This window comes from Streptomyces sp. 8K308 (genome assembly GCF_004348315.1).
Taxonomy (GTDB): Bacteria; Actinomycetota; Actinomycetes; order Streptomycetales; family Streptomycetaceae; genus Streptomyces.
This window is the reverse complement of the sequence record NZ_SMKC01000041.1, coordinates 16,084-35,027: the sequence shown is the minus strand read 5'-3', so window position 1 is coordinate 35,027 and position 18,944 is coordinate 16,084. Positions and strand designations below refer to the sequence as shown.

Annotated in this window: 17 protein-coding genes and 1 pseudogene; 10 read left to right on the top strand and 8 right to left on the bottom strand. The window is 70.5% G+C overall.

The features are described 5' to 3' along the window. On the top strand, positions 1–1,020 hold a 1,020-nt coding region (locus E1265_RS09210), incomplete at its 5' end, for a HAMP domain-containing sensor histidine kinase (RefSeq protein ID WP_132929756.1). A gap of 180 nt (positions 1,021–1,200) precedes the next feature. Here the strand turns inward: E1265_RS09210 and E1265_RS09205 are convergent. From E1265_RS09205 to E1265_RS09185, 5 genes and pseudogenes are all read right to left on the bottom strand, one after another. Continuing rightward, positions 1,201–1,881, bottom strand: a pseudogene (locus tag E1265_RS09205) (beta-galactosidase); the annotation flags it as partial. Positions 1,882–1,919: 38 nt separating this feature from the next. Then, a complete protein-coding gene (locus E1265_RS09200; RefSeq protein ID WP_132929755.1) occupies positions 1,920–3,233 on the bottom strand; it encodes an extracellular solute-binding protein in 1,314 nt (437 codons plus the stop codon). A gap of 42 nt (positions 3,234–3,275) precedes the next feature. After that, positions 3,276–4,142, bottom strand: a complete 867-nt coding sequence (locus E1265_RS09195) for a carbohydrate ABC transporter permease (protein WP_132929754.1) — start codon at positions 4,140–4,142, stop codon at positions 3,276–3,278. Then, the gene (locus E1265_RS09190) at positions 4,135–5,079 is read right to left on the bottom strand and encodes a sugar ABC transporter permease (RefSeq protein WP_132929753.1); all 945 of its coding nucleotides are present in this window, start codon (positions 5,077–5,079) and stop codon (positions 4,135–4,137) included. Before E1265_RS09190 ends, E1265_RS09195 begins: the two co-directional genes overlap by 8 nt. A gap of 237 nt (positions 5,080–5,316) precedes the next feature. Further along, positions 5,317–6,366 carry a LacI family DNA-binding transcriptional regulator gene (locus E1265_RS09185; protein WP_132929752.1) on the bottom strand — a complete coding sequence of 350 codons (1,050 nt, stop codon included), beginning with the start codon at positions 6,364–6,366 and terminating at the stop codon, positions 5,317–5,319. 164 nt (positions 6,367–6,530) lie between these two features. Between E1265_RS09185 and E1265_RS09180 the strand changes: the two genes are divergently transcribed. Next, entirely contained in the window at positions 6,531–7,823 is a 1,293-nt protein-coding gene (locus tag E1265_RS09180) for a glycoside hydrolase family 27 protein (protein WP_243740634.1), read from the top strand. Between the two features lie 190 nt (positions 7,824–8,013). Here the strand turns inward: E1265_RS09180 and E1265_RS09175 are convergent, their stop codons facing one another. After that, positions 8,014–8,973: a helix-turn-helix domain-containing protein gene (locus E1265_RS09175; protein ID WP_132929751.1), complete on the bottom strand. Its 960-nt coding sequence runs from the start codon at positions 8,971–8,973 to the stop codon at positions 8,014–8,016. Between the two features lie 69 nt (positions 8,974–9,042). Between E1265_RS09175 and E1265_RS09170 the strand changes: the two genes are divergently transcribed. Then, positions 9,043–9,999: an NADP-dependent oxidoreductase gene (locus E1265_RS09170; protein WP_243740633.1), complete on the top strand. Its 957-nt coding sequence runs from the start codon at positions 9,043–9,045 to the stop codon at positions 9,997–9,999. Positions 10,000–10,056: 57 nt separating this feature from the next. After that, entirely contained in the window at positions 10,057–10,482 is a 426-nt protein-coding gene (locus E1265_RS09165; protein WP_132929750.1) for a VOC family protein, read from the top strand. Between the two features lie 234 nt (positions 10,483–10,716). Here the strand turns inward: E1265_RS09165 and E1265_RS09160 are convergent, their stop codons facing one another. After that, the gene (locus E1265_RS09160) at positions 10,717–10,917 is read right to left on the bottom strand and encodes a DUF397 domain-containing protein (protein WP_132929749.1); all 201 of its coding nucleotides are present in this window, start codon (positions 10,915–10,917) and stop codon (positions 10,717–10,719) included. A 5-nt stretch (positions 10,918–10,922) separates the two neighbouring features. Further along, positions 10,923–11,801 carry a helix-turn-helix transcriptional regulator gene (locus tag E1265_RS09155; protein ID WP_132929748.1) on the bottom strand — a complete coding sequence of 293 codons (879 nt, stop codon included), beginning with the start codon at positions 11,799–11,801 and terminating at the stop codon, positions 10,923–10,925. A 205-nt stretch (positions 11,802–12,006) separates the two neighbouring features. Here E1265_RS09155 and E1265_RS09150 point away from each other — a divergent pair, with 205 nt between their 5' ends. The 6 genes from E1265_RS09150 (at position 12,007) to E1265_RS09125 (ending at position 18,933) form a co-directional block, all read left to right on the top strand. After that, positions 12,007–12,222: a hypothetical protein gene (locus E1265_RS09150; RefSeq protein ID WP_132929747.1), complete on the top strand. Its 216-nt coding sequence runs from the start codon at positions 12,007–12,009 to the stop codon at positions 12,220–12,222. Between the two features lie 79 nt (positions 12,223–12,301). Continuing rightward, a complete protein-coding gene (locus E1265_RS09145; protein WP_132929746.1) occupies positions 12,302–16,795 on the top strand; it encodes an RHS repeat-associated core domain-containing protein in 4,494 nt (1,497 codons plus the stop codon). Continuing rightward, positions 16,792–17,280, top strand: a complete 489-nt coding sequence (locus tag E1265_RS09140) for a hypothetical protein (protein ID WP_132929745.1) — start codon at positions 16,792–16,794, stop codon at positions 17,278–17,280. Before E1265_RS09145 ends, E1265_RS09140 begins: the two co-directional genes overlap by 4 nt. 185 nt (positions 17,281–17,465) lie before the next feature. Beyond that, a complete protein-coding gene (locus E1265_RS09135) occupies positions 17,466–17,732 on the top strand; it encodes a barstar family protein (protein WP_132929744.1) in 267 nt (88 codons plus the stop codon). A 365-nt stretch (positions 17,733–18,097) separates the two neighbouring features. Continuing rightward, positions 18,098–18,502, top strand: coding sequence for a hypothetical protein (locus E1265_RS09130; protein WP_132929743.1), 405 nt, complete (start codon positions 18,098–18,100; stop codon positions 18,500–18,502). A gap of 134 nt (positions 18,503–18,636) precedes the next feature. After that, positions 18,637–18,933: a hypothetical protein gene (locus E1265_RS09125; RefSeq protein ID WP_132929742.1), complete on the top strand. Its 297-nt coding sequence runs from the start codon at positions 18,637–18,639 to the stop codon at positions 18,931–18,933. The last annotated feature ends 11 nt before the right edge of the window (positions 18,934–18,944 follow it).

The window sequence follows — 18,944 nt, the reverse complement described above, 5'->3', positions numbered from 1 at the left end:
GCCCCGCCCCTTCCCGAGCAGGCGCTCGCGGCGGGCGAACGCCTGGAGGAGCTGGCCCTGTCCGCGTTCCTCACCCAGGCCGCCATCGCCCTCGCCGTGGTGACGCTGCTGGCCGCCGTCCTCGGCCGCTGGCTGGCCGGGCGGATCCTGCGGCCGGTCCGCACCATTGAGGCCACCGCGCGGCGCCTGTCCGCCGACAACCTCTCCGAGCGGGTCCCGGTCACCGCGCCGGCCGACGAACTCGCCGCGCTGGCCACCACGGTCAACGGCATGCTGGACCGCGTCCAGCAGGGCCTGCACAGCCAGCGTCTGTTCACCGCCAACGCCGCGCACGAGCTGCGCACGCCCCTGGCCACCATCCGCACCGCCGTCGACGTCACCCTCGACGGCCGGCCGGAGCCGGACGACCTGATCGCCATGGCCCACGACGTGCGGGACGCCGCGACGCGCAGCCAGCGCACCCTCGACGGCCTGCTCCTGCTGGCCCGCAGCCAGGCCGGCGCCGGCGGCCCCGGCCGGCGAGTGGACCTGGCCGACGTCGCCGCCGACGCGCTGCGCGCCGCCGGGTGCGACATCGCGGGCCGCGCCCTGACGGTTCTGACCGCCGAGCGCCCGGCGCCGGTCACCGGGCAGCCCGTCCTGCTGGAGCGGATGGCGGGCAACCTGATCGGCAACGCCGTCCGCCACAACCACGAGGGCGGCCGGATCGAGGTCGCCACGGGCACGACCGGCGACGGCCGGTCCTGGCTGCGCGTGGTGAACACCGGTCCGGTCGTCGACCCCGCCATGGCCAGCCGCCTGCTCGAGCCCTTCGTCCGCGGCGACGGCACGCGCCTCCACGGGGAGACCGGCTCCGGCCTCGGACTGTCCATCGTCCAGGCCGTCGTCGCCGCCCACCACGGAACGCTGCGCCTGACACCGCTGCCCGAGGGCGGCCTCGACGTCACCGTCCGCCTGCCGGCGGCCGACCGCGCAGCACAGCAGCGCCCTGCGGCGGCAGGCGCAGCAGGCGGCCGGTGACGGGCTCCGGGGCGTCGGCGGCCAGCAGGTCGACGGTGCCCGGGCCGGTGGGGCCGAGGTCGATCTCCGCCTCCCACGCGGTGTGGTTGACAGGAACAGGTGGTCGGCGCCGTCGGGTCCGCGGCGGCGGGCGGCCTCCACGCCGTCCGGGGTGTCGAGGACGGGCGTGACGCCGGCGGCGGTGGCGGCGTCCAGGACGAGGCGGCGCATGGTCTCCCGGTCGGGCGAGGTGCCGAGGTAGGTGGCGGTGCCGCGGCCGAAGTGGTGCCGGGTGACGGCCGGTTCGCCCGCGAGGTCGCCCTCGGTGTAGCGGTCGGCGAGCCAGCGCCGGAAGTGCGCGCCCGAGACCGGGCAGTGGCAGCCGAAGCCGACGTACTCGTTGCCGATGTGCCACATGACGAGCGCCGGGTGGCCGGCGTAGCGCTCGGCGAGCCGCTCCGTGATCCGCGCCGCGTGGTACCGGAAGGCCGGGGACGACGGGCAGTAGTGGATGCGGGCGCCGAACCCGATCCGGCGGCCCTCGCCGTCCACCGGCAGCGTCTCCGGGTGCTCGTGGGCCAGCCAGGACGGCGGCGCGGCGGTCGGGGTCGCGAGGTCGACGCCGATCCCCGCCTCGCCGAGCAGGTCCATCACCTCGTCGAGCCAGCCGAACTCGAAGACGCAGGGCCGCGGTTCGAGCAGCCCCCACGAGAAGACGCCCACGGTCACCAGGTTCACCCCGGCCTCCCGCATCAGGCGGACGTCCTCGTGCCAGACCTCGGCCGGCCACTGCTCGGGGTTGTAGTCGCCGCCGTACGCCAGCCCGTTCAGCCGCCGCCTGAGACCTGCCAGACGCGCGTCGGCGGCTTCAGGACGAGACATGGTGGATGCTCCTTGCGGGACGTGGTCGGGGTTCGCGGTCAGCCGGCCGCGGTGATGGAGTCGCCGAGTTCGGCGAGGAACTGCTCGGCCGCCTCCTCGGGCGACGCCTCGCCGAAGATGACCTGCTGGTTGTAGCGGGTGAGCAGGGCGTCGATGTCGCTGGCGCCGTTGGGGATGATCGGCGGGGTCTCGCCGACCTCGTCGGACATGGCCTCGGTGAAGGCGAGCGACTCCCGGCCGGTGGCGTCGAGGGTGGGCTCGACGGCCTCCCGGAAGGCGGGGTTGCCCGGCTCGCCCCGGTCGAGGCCGAAGATCTCGGCGACGCGGGTGTCGTTGGTGAGGAAGTCGATCAACAGCGCGGCCTCGGCAGGGTGTTCCGAGGTGGAGGCCGCCGACCAGTACATGGAGGGCTTCAGGTACTGGAAGCCGTCGGCGGTGTCGGCGTCGGCCGGCCAGTTGGCGAGCGTGAAGTCGAAGTCGGGTGCCGCGGACTGGATGGAGACGAACTGTCCGGCGGGGATGAAGGCCATGGCCGTCTCGCCGGTGACGCGGTCGGTCTGGTCGAGTGGGAGACCCACTTCCTCGCTGAGTTGGTCGGCGGATGGCGAGGCACCGCTTTCGATGAGGTCGAGTTCGCGTTGCCAGTAGCCGGCGAGGATCTCCGGTTCGAGGGCCAGTTCGCCTCCCTCGTGGAAGAGTTGGGCGCCGTGCTGGCGGGCCCAGACGGTGAGGCTGAACGAGTCGGGCCCGAAGGGGCTCAGGCCGTGGACCTCGCCGCCGGAGGCCCGGGTCAGCTCGACCGCGACCCGCTCGAACTCCGCCCAGGTCCAGTTCTCGGTGTCGGGGAGCTCGACCCCGTACCGCTCGAAGAGCGTGGTGTTGATGAGGACCCCGTTGGTCGTCGCGCCGACCGGGACGGCGTACAGGGTGTCGCCCACGCGTCCCGAGTCGAGGATCTCCGGCGGGAGGGCGGAGGGGTCGAGGATGTTGTCGACGGTGGCCAGGTCGAGCAGGGCGCCCCGGTCGGCGTAGGAGGCGAGGTAGAGCTGGTCGAACTGGCTGACGTCGGGCATGTCGCCGGCGGCGGTGGTGGTCGCCAGCCGGTCCCAGTAGCCGGCCCAGTCGGAGTACACCGGCTCGACGTCGATGGTGGGGTGCTCCTCCTCGAACAGCTCGATCGCCTGGAGCGTCTGCTGGGTGCGGGCGTCAGGACCCCACCAGCTCATGGAGATCGTCACGTCCCCCTCGGAGAGCTCGGGGTGGTGGACGGGGTTGGCGCCCACGCCGCAGCCGGCGAGGACGAGTCCGGCGGTGGCGGCGGCGCACGCCGCGCGTGGCGCTCGTGGTGTCATGGTCTTCCTCTCTGTCCCGGTTCCGAACGAATGCCTCGGTCGCTACTTGCCGCCGGTGGTGGCGATGCCGCGGAGCAGGAACCGTTGGCCGAAGAGGAACACCAGGAACACCGGGACCAGCGAGACGACGCTCATGGCGAACATGGCGCCGAAGTCGGACTGCGTCTGCGCGTCGATGAAGGACCGCAGCGCCACGGGCACGGTGTACAGGTCGGGTTTGGTGACGAAGATCAGCTGGCTGAAGAAGTCGTTCCAGGTCCAGATGAAGGTGAAGATCGCGGTGGTGGCCAGGGCCGGCACCATCAGCGGCAGCATGATCCGCCCGAATATGCGGACGTGCCCGGCGCCGTCGATGCGGGCGGCCTCGTCGAGCTCCCGGGGTATGCCGCGGATGAACTGGACCATCAGGAAGATGAAGAACGCGTCCGTGGCAAGGAACTTCGGGAGGATCAGCGGCAGGTAGGTGTTGATCCAGCCCAGTTGGGCGTAGGCGACGTACTGCGGGATGATCAGCACGTGGATCGGCAGCATGATCGAGAGCAGCATGATCATGAACGCCCACCGCCGCCAGCGGAACCTCAGTCGCGCGAAGGCGTAGGCGGCCATGGAGCAGGATACGAGGTTGCCGACCACCGAACCCAGCACCACGAGGAACGAGTTCAGCAGGTAGGTGTTGAACGGATAGCTGAGGGCGTCCCAGCCGGTCGGGTAGTGGTCGAGGTCGAAGGTGTCGACGAAGAGGCCGGAGCTGGTGAAGATGTCGTCGTTCGGCCGCACCGAACTGGCCACCATCCACAGCAGCGGATAGAGCATGACAAGGCAGACGGCTATCAGACCCGCGTGCTTGAGGAGGCTGGTGACGCGCCGCCTGGCGCTTGGCCTGAAGGTGAGCGTGGCGGTGTCAGTCATTGTAGAAAACCCAATACTTCGAGGCCCAGAAGTTCAGCGCGGTGAAGGCGCCGACGATGATCAGCAGCAGCCAGGCGAGCGCCGAGGCGTATCCCATGCGGAAGCTGGTGAAGCCCTCCTGGTAGAGGTAGAGCGAGAAGAAGAGGGTGGAGTCGCTCGGCCCACCGGTCCCGTTGGACACGACGAACGCCTGGGTGAAGGACTGGAAGCTGCCGATCAGCCCGAGCACCAGGTTGAAGAAGATGATGGGGCTCAGCAGCGGGAGCGTGATCGAGAACAGCTGCCTGATGCGTGACGCCCCGTCCGTCGCGGCGGCCTCGTACAGCTCGCGGGGGATCTGCCGCAACCCGGCGAGGAAGATCACCATCGGTGCCCCGAAGGTCCACACGTGCAGGATGATCAGCGTGGAGAGCGCGGTGTCCGGATCGGAGATCCAGCCGGGGCCCTCGATGCCGAAGAGGCCGAGGAGGGCGTTCATCAGACCGTCGACGCCGAACACCAGGCGCCACAGCACGGCGATGGCCACGCTGGTGCCGAGCAGCGACGGCAGGTAGAGGATCGACCGGTAGAGGGAGAGGCCGCGCACGCCCCGGTCGAGCAGCAGCGCCAGGCCGAGCGCGGCGGCCAGTTGGAGCGGCACCGACACGATCACATAGGTGAAGGTGACCTTCAGGGACTGCGCGAGCCGGTCGTCCGTGAACATCCGCCGGATGTTGTCGAGACCGGTGAACTCGGGGTCCTGCAGCAGGTTGTAGTCGGTGAACGCCAGATACAGCGACGCGATCATCGGCCCGATCGTGATACCGAGGAGGCCGATCAGCCAGGGCGCCAGGAAGAACAGCGCCGCCCTGTTGTCGCGCTTCTCCTCCCCCTCCGCCGGGCCGGCCCGGCGGGTGCGCGACCGGCTGAGTGACCTGAACTCACCCAGCGCGCTCATCGGGCGCTCCCTCGTGTCGTCGTTGCGCCAGGCGGCACCGGCTGGGCATGGTCACACACATCACTGGGCCTTCTCCGTGCGAGGGGACTGGGCGCGCGGAGGCGCCGCCGGAACGTTCGCGAACGTGGCGTGGACTCTAAGAGGCGAGTGATCGATAACACAAGGGGTCTGCGCCGCCGTTTCGGAGAGATTCCGTAGTTCCGCGCGGTGCCGGGCCGGCGCGCGGCGGCGGGTGGCTCAGCCGGCGTGGCCGGGCGCCGGGCCCGTGGAGTCGCGCAGGACGACGCGGTTGAGCAGCGCCACGTCGGCCCGCCGGGGCGCGGGTTCGCCCCGCAGCAGGGCCAGCAGCTGGTGGACGGCCTCGCGCCCGCGGCGCTCCTGGTCCACGTGGACGGTGGTCAGCCTGGGCGTGAGGTAGCGGCCGAGCTCGTCGTCGTCCCAGCCGACGACGCTGACGTCCCTCGGCACCTCGACGCCCACGCTCCGCAGCCCGAGGAGCACGCCGAACGCCAGCCGGTCCGAGGCGGCGAACACGGCCGTCGCGCCGGAACCCGCGATGACCTCGGTAGCCGCCACCCAGCCGGACTCCGTGCTCCAGTCGCCCTCGACCACGGCGCACGACTCGAGACCGAGCTCGGCGATGGTCGCCTCGTACACCGCCCGCCGGTTCCGCGCCGACGCCCACGCCAGATGTCCCGTGACGTGCACGAAGCGGCGATGCCCCAGGTCCGCCAGGTGCCGCAGCAGGTCGGCGGCGGTCGAGGCGTCCGCGAACACGCCGAGCGACCGCATCTCGTCGTCGTAGGCGCCGTCGACCACGACCGGCACCGGGAAGTCCGACAGGGCGGGACGCTCGGCGGGGTCACCGAGCGCGCTGAAGGACAGGATCCCGTCCGTGCTCTCCGGCTGGAGCAGCGCCTCGAGGCGGGCCGCGCGGGTCGCCGCGTCGCCCTCCAGGCTCACCACGTCGAGCAGGTAGCCGGCCTCGTGGGCCGCGGCGGCGGCCCCGGCGAGCAGGCTCGTGGGCATGCGCTCGGTGGAGCCCGGGAGGATGACCGTGAGCCGGTTCGACCGGCGGGTGCGCATCGTCCTGGCCGCCTGGTTGGGCCGGTAGCCCAGCTCGGCCACGGCGCGCGCCACCCGGTCGGCCGTCGCCTGGCGCATCCCCGGGTCCTTGCGCAGGAAGCGGGAGACGGTCTGGTGCGAGACCCCGGCCAGCTCGGCGACCTCGTAGATGGTCGGGGGCTTCCGTGCGGCGCCCGGAAGCGGCAACGGCTGGTCCGCCATGTGGGTCCCCCCTCTCCGCGCCCGGCCCGGTCGTCGGACGCCGGGATCACCGCGGCACAGTGTAGGAGAGCGGGGCGGGCGGGGCCCGTGAGAATCCCTTGTGTGACCGATCGTCGCGGCTCTAGAGTCCGGCCGGCGACGCTCACCAACAGAAACGATCAGCCATGACCAGATCCGCACGCCCGCTTCCCGAGCGCCGGCTGCGCCCGCCGATGGGCTGGAACAGTTGGGACTGCTACGGCACCACCGTCACCGAGGACGAGGTGCTGGCCAACGCGACCTTCATGCGCGACCACCTGCTGCCGCACGGCTGGGACACCGTGGTCGTGGACATCCAGTGGTACGAGCCCACCGCCCGCGCCCACGGCTACAACGACGACGCCCCGCTGGTCCTGGACGGGTACGGCCGCCAACTGCCCGCGCCCAACCGCTTCCCCTCGGCGGCCGACGGCGCCGGGTTCGGACCGCTCGCCGCCCGGGTGCACGAACTCGGCCTGCGGTTCGGCCTGCACATCATGCGCGGCATCCCGCGCCGGGCCGTCGCCGCCCGACTGCCCGTGGCCGGCACCGACTTCACGGCCGACGAGATCGCCGACACCGACTCCGTCTGCCCCTGGAACTCCGACAACTACGGCCTCGACCACGACCACCCCGGCGCCCAGGCCTACTACGACGCCCAGGTCGCCCAGTTCGCCGACTGGGGCGTCGACTTCGTCAAGGCCGACGACATGCTCTTCCCGTACCACGAACGGGAGATAGCCGCCTACGCCCAGGCCATCGCCCGCAGCGGCCAACCCATCGAGCTGAGTCTCTCCCCCGGCACCGACGTCTCCCTCGCCCACCTCGACCACCTGCGGGCCAACGCCACCATGTGGCGGGTCTGCGACGACCTGTGGGACCGCTGGCCGGACGTCGAGGCGCAGTTCGCCCGTATGGCCCGCTGGGCACCGTCGCAGTCCGAACACGGCTGGGCCGACGCCGACATGCTGCCCCTCGGCCACATCGGCATCAGGGCCGAGCGCGGCGAGGACCGGCAGTGCGCGCTCACCGGGCCCGAGCAGACCAGCCTGCTGACGCTGTGGCTCATCTCCCGCTCCCCCCTCATGATGGGCGGCGACCTGCCCACCAGCCCGCCGGAGACCATCGCCCTGCTCACCAACGACGAGGCGCTCGACGTGCTCTTCCACAGCCGGGACAACCGCGAGGTCCTCCGCGAACGCGACCTCGTCCTGTGGACCGCCCGCGACACCGACGAACACACCCGCTACGCCGCCGTCTTCTCACTGGCCGACGAACCCCGACACCTCACCGTCCCCCTCGGCGACATCGGCGCCCACCCCGACGACCACGTCCGGGAACTGTGGACCCACACCGACACCGCCCACAACGGCCGCGAACTGAGCGTCACCCTGCCGGCGCACGGCGCGGCGCTCTACCGGTTCGCTCCGCTCGGCTAGGCGACGCCGGATTGGGGTGGCCGGCAGCGCCCACGCGGTCGAGCCACCCGCGCGTTTCGGCGCCGCCCCACGGCGGCCAGCCGGGCCGCGAGGGAGCCGGCCCGGTTACGGAACACCTCGGTGCCGGCGTACGGACGGCGACCGAAGGGGCGGCGCCCCGTTCCGGCACGCGCCGTGCGCGCGACCGCGGTCAGCGCCCGGCGGTCAGGTCGCCTCGGAAGGTGCGCCGGTAGGCGAGCGGCGAGATGCCGATCGCGGCGTGCAGGTGCTCGCGCAGCGAGGTGCCGCTGGCGAAGCCGACCCGAGCCGCGACGTCGTCCACGGGCAGGTCGGTGGACTCCAGCAGGTCCCTGGCACGGTCCACCCGCTGCCGGATCAGCCACCGCCCCGGGCTCGTCCCGACCTCCTCGTTGAAGCGCCGCACGAAGGTGCGCAGACTCATCCGCGCGTGCCCCGCCAAGTCCGCCAGCGTCAGCGGCTCGTGGAGGTTCTCCAGCGCCCACCGGCGCGTGGGCGACGTGCCGTTCGCGACGGGCTCGGGGACCGGCCGTTCGATGAACTGGGCCTGACCGCCGTCCCGCCAGGGCGGCGCGACGCAGATCCGCGCCGCGCGGTTGGCGACGGCGGTGCCGTGGTCCCGGCGCACGAGGTGCAGGCAGACGTCCACCCCGGAGGCGGCGCCGGCCGACGTGAGCACGTCCCCGTCGTCGACGAACAGCACGTCGGGATCCAGCTCCACCCTCGGGTACCAGGCGCGGAAGACGTCCGCGAGCGCCCAGTGCGTGGTGGCGCGGCGGCCGTCGAGCAGCCCGGCGCCGGCCAGCACGAACGCGCCCGTGCATATCGACACGATCCGCGCCCCGGGCGGCAGGCTCGCCAGCGCCTCCCGGACCCTGGCCGGCGGCTTTCGGGTGAGCTTCGCGGTGTCGAAGGGCGGCAGCACGACGGTGTCCGCCGTCCGCAACGCCTCAGGACCGTAGGGAACGGTGACGGAGAAGTCCGAGTTCGTGCGGACCGGCCCGCCGTCGATCGAGCAGGTCAGGACCTCGTAGCGGCCCCCGGTCGCGTCGAGGACCCGGCTCGGGATGCCGAGTTCGAACGGGTACACGCCGTCCAGGGCGAGCACCACGACCCGGTGCGGACTTCCCATGGCACGATCCCGTCGAAAGATGGCATTCATGCCATGGTACGGCCGCCGGCCGCGTACGAGGCTGGTCCCATGACGAAGACGACCACCATGCGAGCCATCAGCCAGGACGCCCTGGGCGGCCCCGAGGTGTTGAAGGAGGTCGAGCTGCCGAGGCCGAAGCCGGGACCCAGCGAGCTCCTGATCGCCGTCCGGGCCTCCGGGCTCAACCCCACCGACTGGAAGCACCGTTCGAGCAGGTTGTTCCTCAACCGCCTCCCCCTCGTCCTGGGTTGGGACGTCTCCGGGGTGGTCGAGGCCGTCGGCTACGGCGTGACCCTCTTCAAGCCGGGCGACGAGGTCTTCGGGATGCTGCCCTACCCGTACGGGGTCGGGGCGCACGCCGAGTACGTCACCGGGCCGGCCCGCGCCTTCGCGCACAAGCCGGCCGCCGTCGACCACGTCCAGGCCGGCGCGCTGCCGCTGGCCGCGCTCACCGCGTACCAGGCCATCGTCGACACGGCCGACGTGACCGCCGGCCAGCGGGTCCTGATCCACGCGGCGGCCGGCGGGGTCGGCCACCTGGCCGTCCAGCTCGCCAAGGCGCGCGGCGCCCACGTGATCGGCACCGCGAGCGGCCCCAAGCACGACTTCCTGCGCGCACTCGGCGCCGACGAGACGATCGACTACCGCACCACCGACTTCCGGGAGGCCGCCCGGGACGTCGACATGGTCCTCGACACGATCTCCGGCGACACCCGCACCCACTCCCTCGACGTCCTGCGCCCCGGCGGCGTCCTCGTCTCCCTGCTGCCGAGCCCCGCCCCCGAGGAGGAGGCCGCGAGGGCCGCCGAGCGGAACGTGCGGGTGGAGACGCTCCTCGTCGAGGCCGACCACGCCGGCATGACCGCCATCGCCGACCTCGTGGCGTCCGGCGCCCTGCGTGCCCACGTCGAGGCCACCTTCCCCCTCGCCGAGGCCGCCAAGGCCCACACGCTGGGCGAGACCAACCACACCACCGGCAAGATCGTCCTCACGGTCGGCGGCTAGCGGCGGCCGGCCGGACCTGCCTAGGCTGGGCCTCCGGTTCGCACTGATTGGGGAGTCATGACGAGCAGGTTCACCGAGTTGGTCGTCGACTGCCACGATCCGGAACGCCTGGCGGCCTTCTGGTGCGCCGTCCTGGACTTCACCGTGATCGACCGGAGCGAGGACAAGGTCGAGATCGGCTCCTGGGAGCCGACCGTGGAGGAGGTCAGGGCCCGCCAGATGCCGCCCACCCTGATGTTCATCCGGGTGCCCGAGGGCAAGGCCGTGAAGAACCGGCTCCATCTCGACGTCAGCCCGATCGACGGCAGCACCGACGACGAGGTGACCAGGCTGCTCGGCCTCGGCGCGACCAAGGTGGACGCGGGCCAGGACCCCGGCCGGAACTGGGTGCTCATGGCCGACCCCGAGGGCAACGAGTTCGACGTCCTGCGCTCCCTGGCACCGTCCAACGACACGATCGACCCCGAGGGTCAGCGGTCGTAGGCGGTCCAGTGAGCGCGGGACGGACTGTCCGCCATCACCGCGTCGGCGGGCTCGACGCAAGACACGGCGCCGCCATCGGTGGGTCGTCGGTTCTCACACACGGCGCGGCGGCGCGGGAGTCGATGGCTCCCTCACCCATGTGCACAGCCGAACCGCGTCGCCCGGTCGGCTCGCCGCGACGCGTCGTGGCACGCACGGTCGTCGTCCCAGCCGGGGCCAGTCACAGCCGAGCGTTCAGCCCTTCACGGACGCCACGAAGGCCGCCCACGCGCCTGCCGGAACCAGAAGCGCCGGGCCACCGGAAACCTTGCTGTCCCGAACGGGCACGACGCCCGGGAGACCGTCGGCGACCTCGACGCAGTTGTTGGCTCCCCCGTTGCTGTAACTGGACTTACGCCAGGTGACACCGCGCAGATCGGGGCTGGGGGCTCGCATCGTCTCTAGCCGTCCTTCATCAGGTTGCGGATGAACTCCAAGGAGTCCCTGGGGGATAGTGCAAGAGCGCTGACCTCATCGTAGGCAAGCCTGTACTGTTCCACCTCCTCTGGTTCCTCAATCATCTCGCCGGAGCTACTGCCCTCCGAGTAAGCCGCGCAGGTGCCATCAGGAAGCCACAGGATGGTCAACGAACCGCCCACCAAGCCGTGCAGCCCGGTCGCGTACGGCAACACCTGAAGGGTCACGTTCGGCAGCTCGGCGTCGTCGAGCAGCCGCTGCAACTGCCGCTTCCACGCTTCCCGGTCCTTCAGCGGGCGGCTGAAGGCGGCCTCGTCGAGCACCACGCGTAGATGAGGTGCTGACTCCTCACGCCGCAGTATCCGTTGCCGATCCAACCGCAGAACGAGTTGCTCCTCAAAAGCGTCCTCCTCGTCGGCGCGGTACGGCATGGACCACAGCTGTTCCCTGGCGTACTCCTCGGTCTGCAACAACCCCGGAATGGTCTGCGGGACGTACACCTGCAAAACACGGGCCGCGTTCTCCAGCGCCATGTACCGCTGATAGCGCCCGAGATACGCGTCGTCCTTGGCCAGCAGCCACAGGTTCTGAAGGCTCCGCCGCGTCCCGTAGACCTCGTCAAGCCGCTTGGCCGTCTCCAGATCCCCGAGCCGTTCCCCACGCTCCAGCTTGCTGAGGTACGACCGGTCGTACCGCGTCACCTCCGACAGGTCTCCCAGGGACATGCCGGATTCCTCGCGGAGCTGACGCAGCTCCTCCATGTACTTCCGCCGGGCCGGTGCCACCTGCTCCGGCTCGGATGTGCGTGGCGCCATCAACCGCCCCTTTCCGAATGCGCGTTTGTGGCCGGTCACAGCGGCCACAGCTCCGCTCTGGCCAGCGGCCTACCCACGCGGCAAACCTTGTAGTCACGCGACTACAGAGAGAACACACGTCCATGCAGCCTCAACCCCCCGCACCACCCGTCCGCTGCCCGCACCCCGGTTCCCTCCGGAACATGAAGCAGTCCCCCGAGGGCCTGCGTTGCCCCTCCTGCGACGCGCTGATCTACGGTCGGAGGGTGGTCAGGTGAACGTGCCCAAGGCCGAATGGGCCACCGAACTCCCCTTCCCCTCGGGCGCGCTGGTCGAGGACGGGCAAGGCCGCCGAGGGCGACTGATGGCGGGCCTGATCGAGCGCGACCGCGACACCGACCGGATCGTGCGCCAGACCGCGTTCCTCCGCCCCATCGGCGGCGGCCACGAGTGGCAAACACCGCTCGACCAACTCAGAGCCGTCGACTGATCTGTTGAGCCGACCTTGGCCCGCCGTTTACCGTACAGTCAGCACAGCGCGTCACTTGATCACCACGGGGGGAAAGATCATGGCACGTCCGTCTGACTGGTCGCCGGTCGACATGGACCGGGACCCAACGCCCGGCAACCCGGACGAAGTACGGGAACTCGCCGACGACCTCCAGACCTTCGCGGACGACGTGGGCGAGGCGCTGGGCCGCATCCGTGGCATGGCCGAGGACCGCGCCGTCCTCGACTGGGCCGGCCTCTCCGCCGAAGCCTTCCGCTCCGAGTTCGACGGCGTCCCCGGCAACCTCCAGAAGCTCCAGACCTCCTACGACATGGCCGCCCAAGCCCTGGCGACCTACTGGCCGACGTTGGAGACGGCGCAGGGCATGGCGGACCGTGCGTTGGACCGCGCCATCGCCGCGCAGGCCGATCTCTCCTCAGCCCAGGCGGCGTTGACGGACGCGCAGGACTGGGTGTCGCGGGCCGGCGAGGAGGCCGACCGGCTGGAACGCGAGGGCGAGCGGGAGGGCGTCGAACCGCCGTCCGAGGCGGAGGTACGGGCCGCCACCCGCGACGCGACCGCCGCCAACGAGGCCGCGTCCTCCGCCCAGTCCCGCGTCGACGGCGCCGAGGAGGCCCTCTCCGCCGCCCGCCAACTCGCCCAGGACGCCAAGGAGATGCGCGAGGAGGCCGCCCGCACCTGCGCCTCCGAGATCGACGCCGCCTCGGACGCCGGCATCCAGAACCGTCGTTGGTGGGAGGACGCCATCCACTGGGTGTCCGAGAACTGGGACACCATCGTCGAGATATGCAAGGTCGTCGTCGCCGTCCTCGGCATCGTCGTCATGATCATCGGCGGCCCCCTCGCCTGGGTCGTCCTCGCCGCCGCCCTCGTCGTCCTCGCCGACACCCTCTACGACTACGCCAACGGCCGAGCCTCCCTCTGGGACGTCGCCTTCGCCGCCCTCGACTGCATCCCCGGCATGAAAGGCCTCACCACCCTCGGCGGCCTCGCCGGCGGAGTGGCGGCCCTGGCGCGCGGCGGCCTGCGCGGCATGGCCGCCGGGCTACGCGGTCTCGCGACCCGGGGCCGGACGTTGATCGCGGACGGGATGCAGTCCGCCTACGCCCGCGCCCGCAACATGATCCGCAGCGGCGGGACCGACCCGGTCGACCTGGCCACCGGCCACATGTTCCTGCCGCAAACCGATGTCACGCTGCCCGGCACGCTGCCCTTCGCCTTCACCCGCCGGGTCCAGTCCGGGTACTTCGCCGGCCGCTGGTTCGGCCCCTCCTGGTCCTCCACCCTCGACCAGCGCCTCGAAGTCGACGAGCAGGGCGTGGTGTTCCTCGCCGAGGACGGCATGATTCTCGCCTACCCCCACCCCGAACAGCCGGGCACGGCCGTGCTGCCCGAGACCGGCCCCCGCTGGCCCCTCACCCGGCAGGAGGACGGCGGGTACACGCTCACCGACCCGATCACCCGCCACACCCGCCACTTCCGCCACGCTGACGAGGACGGCGACTGCCGGATCCTGGGGATATCCGACCGCAACGGCAACCGCGTCGACATCGACTACACCCCCGACGGCGCCCCCACCGCCATCCGCCACTCCGGCGGCTACCACCTCACCCTCACCACCGAGGCCGGCCGCGTCACCACCCTCGCCCTGAGCGACACGGTCATCCGCCGCTATACCTACACCGACGGCAACCTCACCGCTGTCCTCAACCCAACCGGCCAGCCGCTCCGGTTCAGCTACGACCACCGGCTGCGCGTCACCTCCTGGACCGACACCAACGACCGCCGCTACGGCTACCGCTACGACGACCAGGACCGCTGCGTCGCCGAGGGCGGCGAGGCGGGCCACCTCACCCTCACCCTCGCCTACGACGGCACCCACCCCGACTGGCCTGGCGCCCGCGTCACCACCCTCACCACCGCCCAGGGCGAGACGACCCGTCACGTCATCGACGCCCGCCACGACGTCATCGCCGAGATCGACCCCCTCGGCAACATCACCCGCACCGAGTACGACGCCGACCACCACACCGTCACCGAGATCGATGCCCTCGGCCACACCACGCGAGTGAGTCGCAACACCGACGGCCAACCGCTCGTCGTGCAGCTCCCCGACGGCACCTCCACCTGTTACGAGTACAACGACCTCGCTCTTCCGGTCTCCATCACTCTTCCCGACGAGACAACGTGGCTCCGCGAGTACGACCAACGAGGCAACTGTGTCGCCGTCACCGATCCGCTCGGGGCCACCACCCGGTACACCCACGACGACTTCGGTGGCGTCACGTCGGTGACGGACCCGCTCGGCGCGACCACCCGAATCCGCTGCAACGCCGCCGGGCTCCCCACCGAACTGACGGATCCGCTGGGCAACACGGCCACCCGTTGCTACGACTCCTTCGGCCGCCCTGATCGGATCACCGATTCGCTGGGAGCCGAGACGCGCTTGTGGTGGGCCGTAGACGGCCAGATGACGCGGCTAGTTGACGCCACGGGTGCGGAGCAGGCCTGGGAGTACGACGGCGAGGGCAACTGCGTCCGACACACCAACGCGGCAGGTGCTGTCGTCGAGTATGAGTACACCCACTTCGACGCGCTTGCGGCCCGCACCGAGGCGGACGGGGTCCGTTACGAGTTCGAGCACGACGCGGCGCTCCGTCTCGTCCGCGTCACCAATCCGCAAGGACTGACCTGGAAGTACGACTACGACGCGGCCGGCCGGTTGATTGCCGAGACCGACTTCGACGGACGTCGCATCGGCTATGCCAGGGACGCCGTGGGTCGACTGGCTGCACTGACCAATCCACTGGGCCAGACGATCACCTACGAACATGACTCGATGGGCAGGCTCATCGCCAAGCACTTCGATGGCCACAGCCTCGCGTATGCCTACGACCCGTTGGGACGGCTGCTCCACGCCTCAGGCCCGGATTGCGAGGTGCGATGGGAACGCGACCTCGCGGGACGTGTACTCACGGAGACGATCAACGGCAGGACGCTTTCCCTGGAACTCGACGCGGCCGGCCGACGCCTCTCCCGGACCACGCCGGGCGCGAGCCGTACGTCCTACGACTATGACGCCGCGGGACGGCGGGTGGCCCTCGATGTCTCCGGGCACGTGTTGCTCTCCACCCACGACGGGGTGGGGCGCGAGACCACCCGCGCGCTGGAAGATGCCTTCACGCTGGACAACGCGTGGGACCCCGTCGGACGCCTCGCGCATCAGAAGCTCGCAGGGGGCGGCGAGCAGCCGCTGGTGACCCGAACCTGGACCTACCGAGCCGACGGCTACGTCACCGCTCTCCAGGACTCCAGCACGGGCGATTCCACTTTCGCGCTGGACGCCAGTGGGCGTGTCACGGGGGTGAACGCGCGCGACTGGACAGAGTCTTACGCGTACGACACGGCGGGTAACCAGAGCCACGCCACCTGGTCCTCACAACACCCCGCCCAGGAAGCCACTGGTGCCCGAACCATCGAGGGCACACGGCTCTTGGCAGCCGGTGGCGTGCGCTACGAGTACGACAGCGCCGGCCGAATCACCGTCAAGCGCAGGACTCGCCTCTCCAAGAAGCCAGACCTCTGGCGTTATTCGTGGGACGCCGAGGACCGACTCACCTCCGTCACCACTCCCGACGGCACCGTGTGGCGCTACCGCTACGACCCGCTCGGCCGCAGGATCGCCAAGCAGCGCCTCGGTGAGGACGGCACGACCGTGGTGGAGGAGACCAGCTTCGTCTGGGACGGGGTCATGCTCGCCGAGCAGACCACCGTCTCGTCCAACGCGCCGAACCCCGTCACACTCACCTGGGAGCACGACGGGCTGGCTCCCGTCTCACAGGCCGAGCGCATCACCGACGCGACGACGCAGGAGACCATCGACAGCCGGTTCTTCGCCATCGTCACCGACCTCGTTGGCAGCCCCACGGAACTGGTCGGCGAGGACGGCAACGTGGCATGGCACGTCCGCCGAACCCTCTGGGGGCTGAGCGTCTGGCGCGCGGACGCCCGGGCATACACTCCGCTCCGGTTTCCCGGTCAGTACCACGACCCCGAGACCGGCCTCCACTACAACCATCATCGCTACTACGACCCGGAGACCGCCCGCTACGCGTCACCGGACCCCCTGGGCCTGCGCCCGACGCCGAACCCCGTCGCCTACGTGCACAACCCCCTGACCTGGGATGACCCACTCGGACTGTCTCCCTACCAGGCCGGGGACGCCATCGACGACATGATCGGGCGGATCGATCCGGACAACCTGACCATGACGCGGACCGTACAGAACCACCTCAACGACATGGCGGACCGGCCAGTACCCAGGCCCGACGGCGGCCGCTACGTCTCCCGGTCGCGCCCCTTCATGGACTCGACGATTCTGATCCGGGAAATCATGCAGGGCAGCCGCCCCGCACTCGACCCTCGCGGCGCCTCCGGGGCCCTCCGATGGGATACTCCCGGCGCGTTCAACGGCAGCCCTGGAACATGGGAGCTGGTGATCGACACGAACAGCAACACAATCCTGCACTTCAACTTCGTGGGGACACGATGACTCTGAGCTTCTCGGTCAACCCTGGCGTCGCGCTCCAAGGACAGCTGAGCTACATCAGGTCCGAACACAGCTTCATGTACCAGGTGGTGGACAGGTCCAGACTGGCCGAGGAGATCGGGGACCAGGGGGTCACCAGCCTGGTGATCGACACGCTGCAACTCGAGGTGGGTGTGGAGCACGGGCGGGTGCTCTTCGCCTGGGGGTACCACCCGATGGGCGGCTGGTCCACGACGGACCTGACCGAGCCTGAGTGCATTCCCGGGCAGGTGTCCGTGCGGTCGGACGAAGCGCTTCTGCCGGGAGTGTCCGTGCCCCTCCCCGGCGACGCGTGGCTCACCCGGTACGACCCGGCCAACCAGTTGGTCCGGGTGTCCCCCATCCCCGACGAGTCGGAGCGATGCGTACGGATCGCACAGGGGGTGGCCCTCGGTATCACCGGTTCCCGCCTGACCGAAGTGTGGCTGCGGCCGACCTTCGAAGAGTGAGGTCACGCCGGTGAAAGACCACAAGCCGTGTGCGGCCAGTTCGAGCCCCGGTGTCCCAGCCGAGCTGGCCGTGACGATGACCACCGACGATCCTGGTGGACCGCCCCTCGTCCTCGACTGTACGTCGTGGGGGCCGAGGAGCAGGCGCGGGTCACGGATTCCCTCTCACCGACCGGCACCTCTACGTGGCGCGCCTGGACATGGAGTCGATGGGCGACCTGGACGGCGTGTTCACCCAGTTCTGGGAACACCTGAGACTGCCCAGCTACTTCGGCTGGAACTGGGACGCCCTCAGCGACTGCCTGCGGGATCTCAACCGGTTGCAGGCGGAGCGCTATCTCGTCGTGGTCTCACGGTCGGAGGACGTGCTCTCGGAGACGCCCGAGGACCGGGAGGCGTTCTTCAGGGTGCTCGCCAGGGCCACCGAGAGCTGGGCCAACGCGCCGGCCTAGGAGGGTGTGGGGTCCCGTTCAACGTGATCCTGCTCTGCGCCACGGAGAACGTCCGAGCGCTTCGCCGCGAAGTCTCGGCCACCACAGCCTGATCATGGGGTACGGCGGTTTCCCGGGGCCCTAGATGTTTGGCCAAGGGAAACGGGGCTGCGTTGTTTCGAAGAGGCGTGCACATGGCGGTGCGGCTGATCTGGTGGGGGCGCTGTCGGACGCGCGCGTCCCTGATACCTCGGTTGAGGACTGGCAGGCGGTCCTTGGCCTTGTCGAGACGAGGGGCTGGAGGCGTCAGTGCTCCGAAGGTGAAATGGTGCCGCCGGCGCCTCGGTCTTTGGCAGGCTGAATTTCGACTGACAGAGGATTTCTTCATGGCCACACCCTACAAATACCGCCATATCTCCGGCCCTTGGGGACTTCTCGTCACGCTCACCGGCACGAGTCGGACCTCCGATGAACCGGGGCCGGGCGTTCAGATGACAGACAGGATTTTTCTCGATATTCGGGATCCGAACACCACGGATGACGACCGGCGAAAACTCGCCAGGGGCCTGCGTTATGTCGCGCCCGCCATCGGCACCGTTACGGGCGAGGGGCATGTGGCGGTCACCGTCGAGCGCTGTGACTATCGGCTCACCGACTATCAGCCCGAGGCCGCCGCCGTGGCCATCGCCGGCTGGGCCGCCGAGCACTTCGGTTTCCCCACGCTGCCGACCGAGATCCACGACCGGCAGACCAACAGGTACGACATCGCCCTGGGCGAGAAGCCGGCGTGATCCGTACACATCGCTTTCGTTTCCGCGCCCCGGACGGCAGGGGAGGTCTAGCCGCCGACCTGCGCGCGCGGGCGCACCTGCCCCCCGAACCGGTCGAGCGTGGCATGCGAGTCCACCGACAGGTGTGGCTCACGGTGCCCGCCGGAACATACTGGCGGGACGTGGCCTGGCTCGGGGCCGGGGTGGAACTGTCCGGGCCGCTCCTGGCGGAGCGATGCCCCGCGGGGGTGCTGATCGAGGTCCACGAACTCTCCTACCCGCTGGCGGACTACCGAGCGGAGGTGGCCGCCCTGGCCATGGACGGCTGGCTCCGCGATGCGTTCGACCTGCCGCCCAGCGGTGCCGGGGTGAGCGCGACCTCAGTGGGGATCGAGTTCCGGTGGGGGCCCGGCGGTGACCCGCTCCGGACGATGGGGCGGCACGGGCCGTAACGAGTCGGGGC

Bases quoted from the DNA above. Each gene is read 5' to 3' on its own strand.
- E1265_RS09200 (WP_132929755.1), bottom strand. From the start codon at position 3,233: ATGACACCACGAGCGCCACGCGCGGCGTGCGCCGCCGCCACCGCCGGA.
- E1265_RS09195 (WP_132929754.1), bottom strand. From the start codon at position 4,142: ATGACTGACACCGCCACGCTCACCTTCAGGCCAAGCGCCAGGCGGCGC.
- E1265_RS09190 (WP_132929753.1), bottom strand. From the start codon at position 5,079: ATGAGCGCGCTGGGTGAGTTCAGGTCACTCAGCCGGTCGCGCACCCGC.
- E1265_RS09185 (WP_132929752.1), bottom strand. From the start codon at position 6,366: ATGGCGGACCAGCCGTTGCCGCTTCCGGGCGCCGCACGGAAGCCCCCG.
- E1265_RS09180 (WP_243740634.1), top strand. From the start codon at position 6,531: ATGACCAGATCCGCACGCCCGCTTCCCGAGCGCCGGCTGCGCCCGCCG.
- E1265_RS09175 (WP_132929751.1), bottom strand. From the start codon at position 8,973: ATGGGAAGTCCGCACCGGGTCGTGGTGCTCGCCCTGGACGGCGTGTAC.
- E1265_RS09170 (WP_243740633.1), top strand. From the start codon at position 9,043: ATGACGAAGACGACCACCATGCGAGCCATCAGCCAGGACGCCCTGGGC.
- E1265_RS09165 (WP_132929750.1), top strand. From the start codon at position 10,057: ATGACGAGCAGGTTCACCGAGTTGGTCGTCGACTGCCACGATCCGGAA.
- E1265_RS09160 (WP_132929749.1), bottom strand. From the start codon at position 10,917: ATGCGAGCCCCCAGCCCCGATCTGCGCGGTGTCACCTGGCGTAAGTCC.
- E1265_RS09145 (WP_132929746.1), top strand. From the start codon at position 12,302: ATGGCACGTCCGTCTGACTGGTCGCCGGTCGACATGGACCGGGACCCA.
- E1265_RS09140 (WP_132929745.1), top strand. From the start codon at position 16,792: ATGACTCTGAGCTTCTCGGTCAACCCTGGCGTCGCGCTCCAAGGACAG.
- E1265_RS09130 (WP_132929743.1), top strand. From the start codon at position 18,098: ATGGCCACACCCTACAAATACCGCCATATCTCCGGCCCTTGGGGACTT.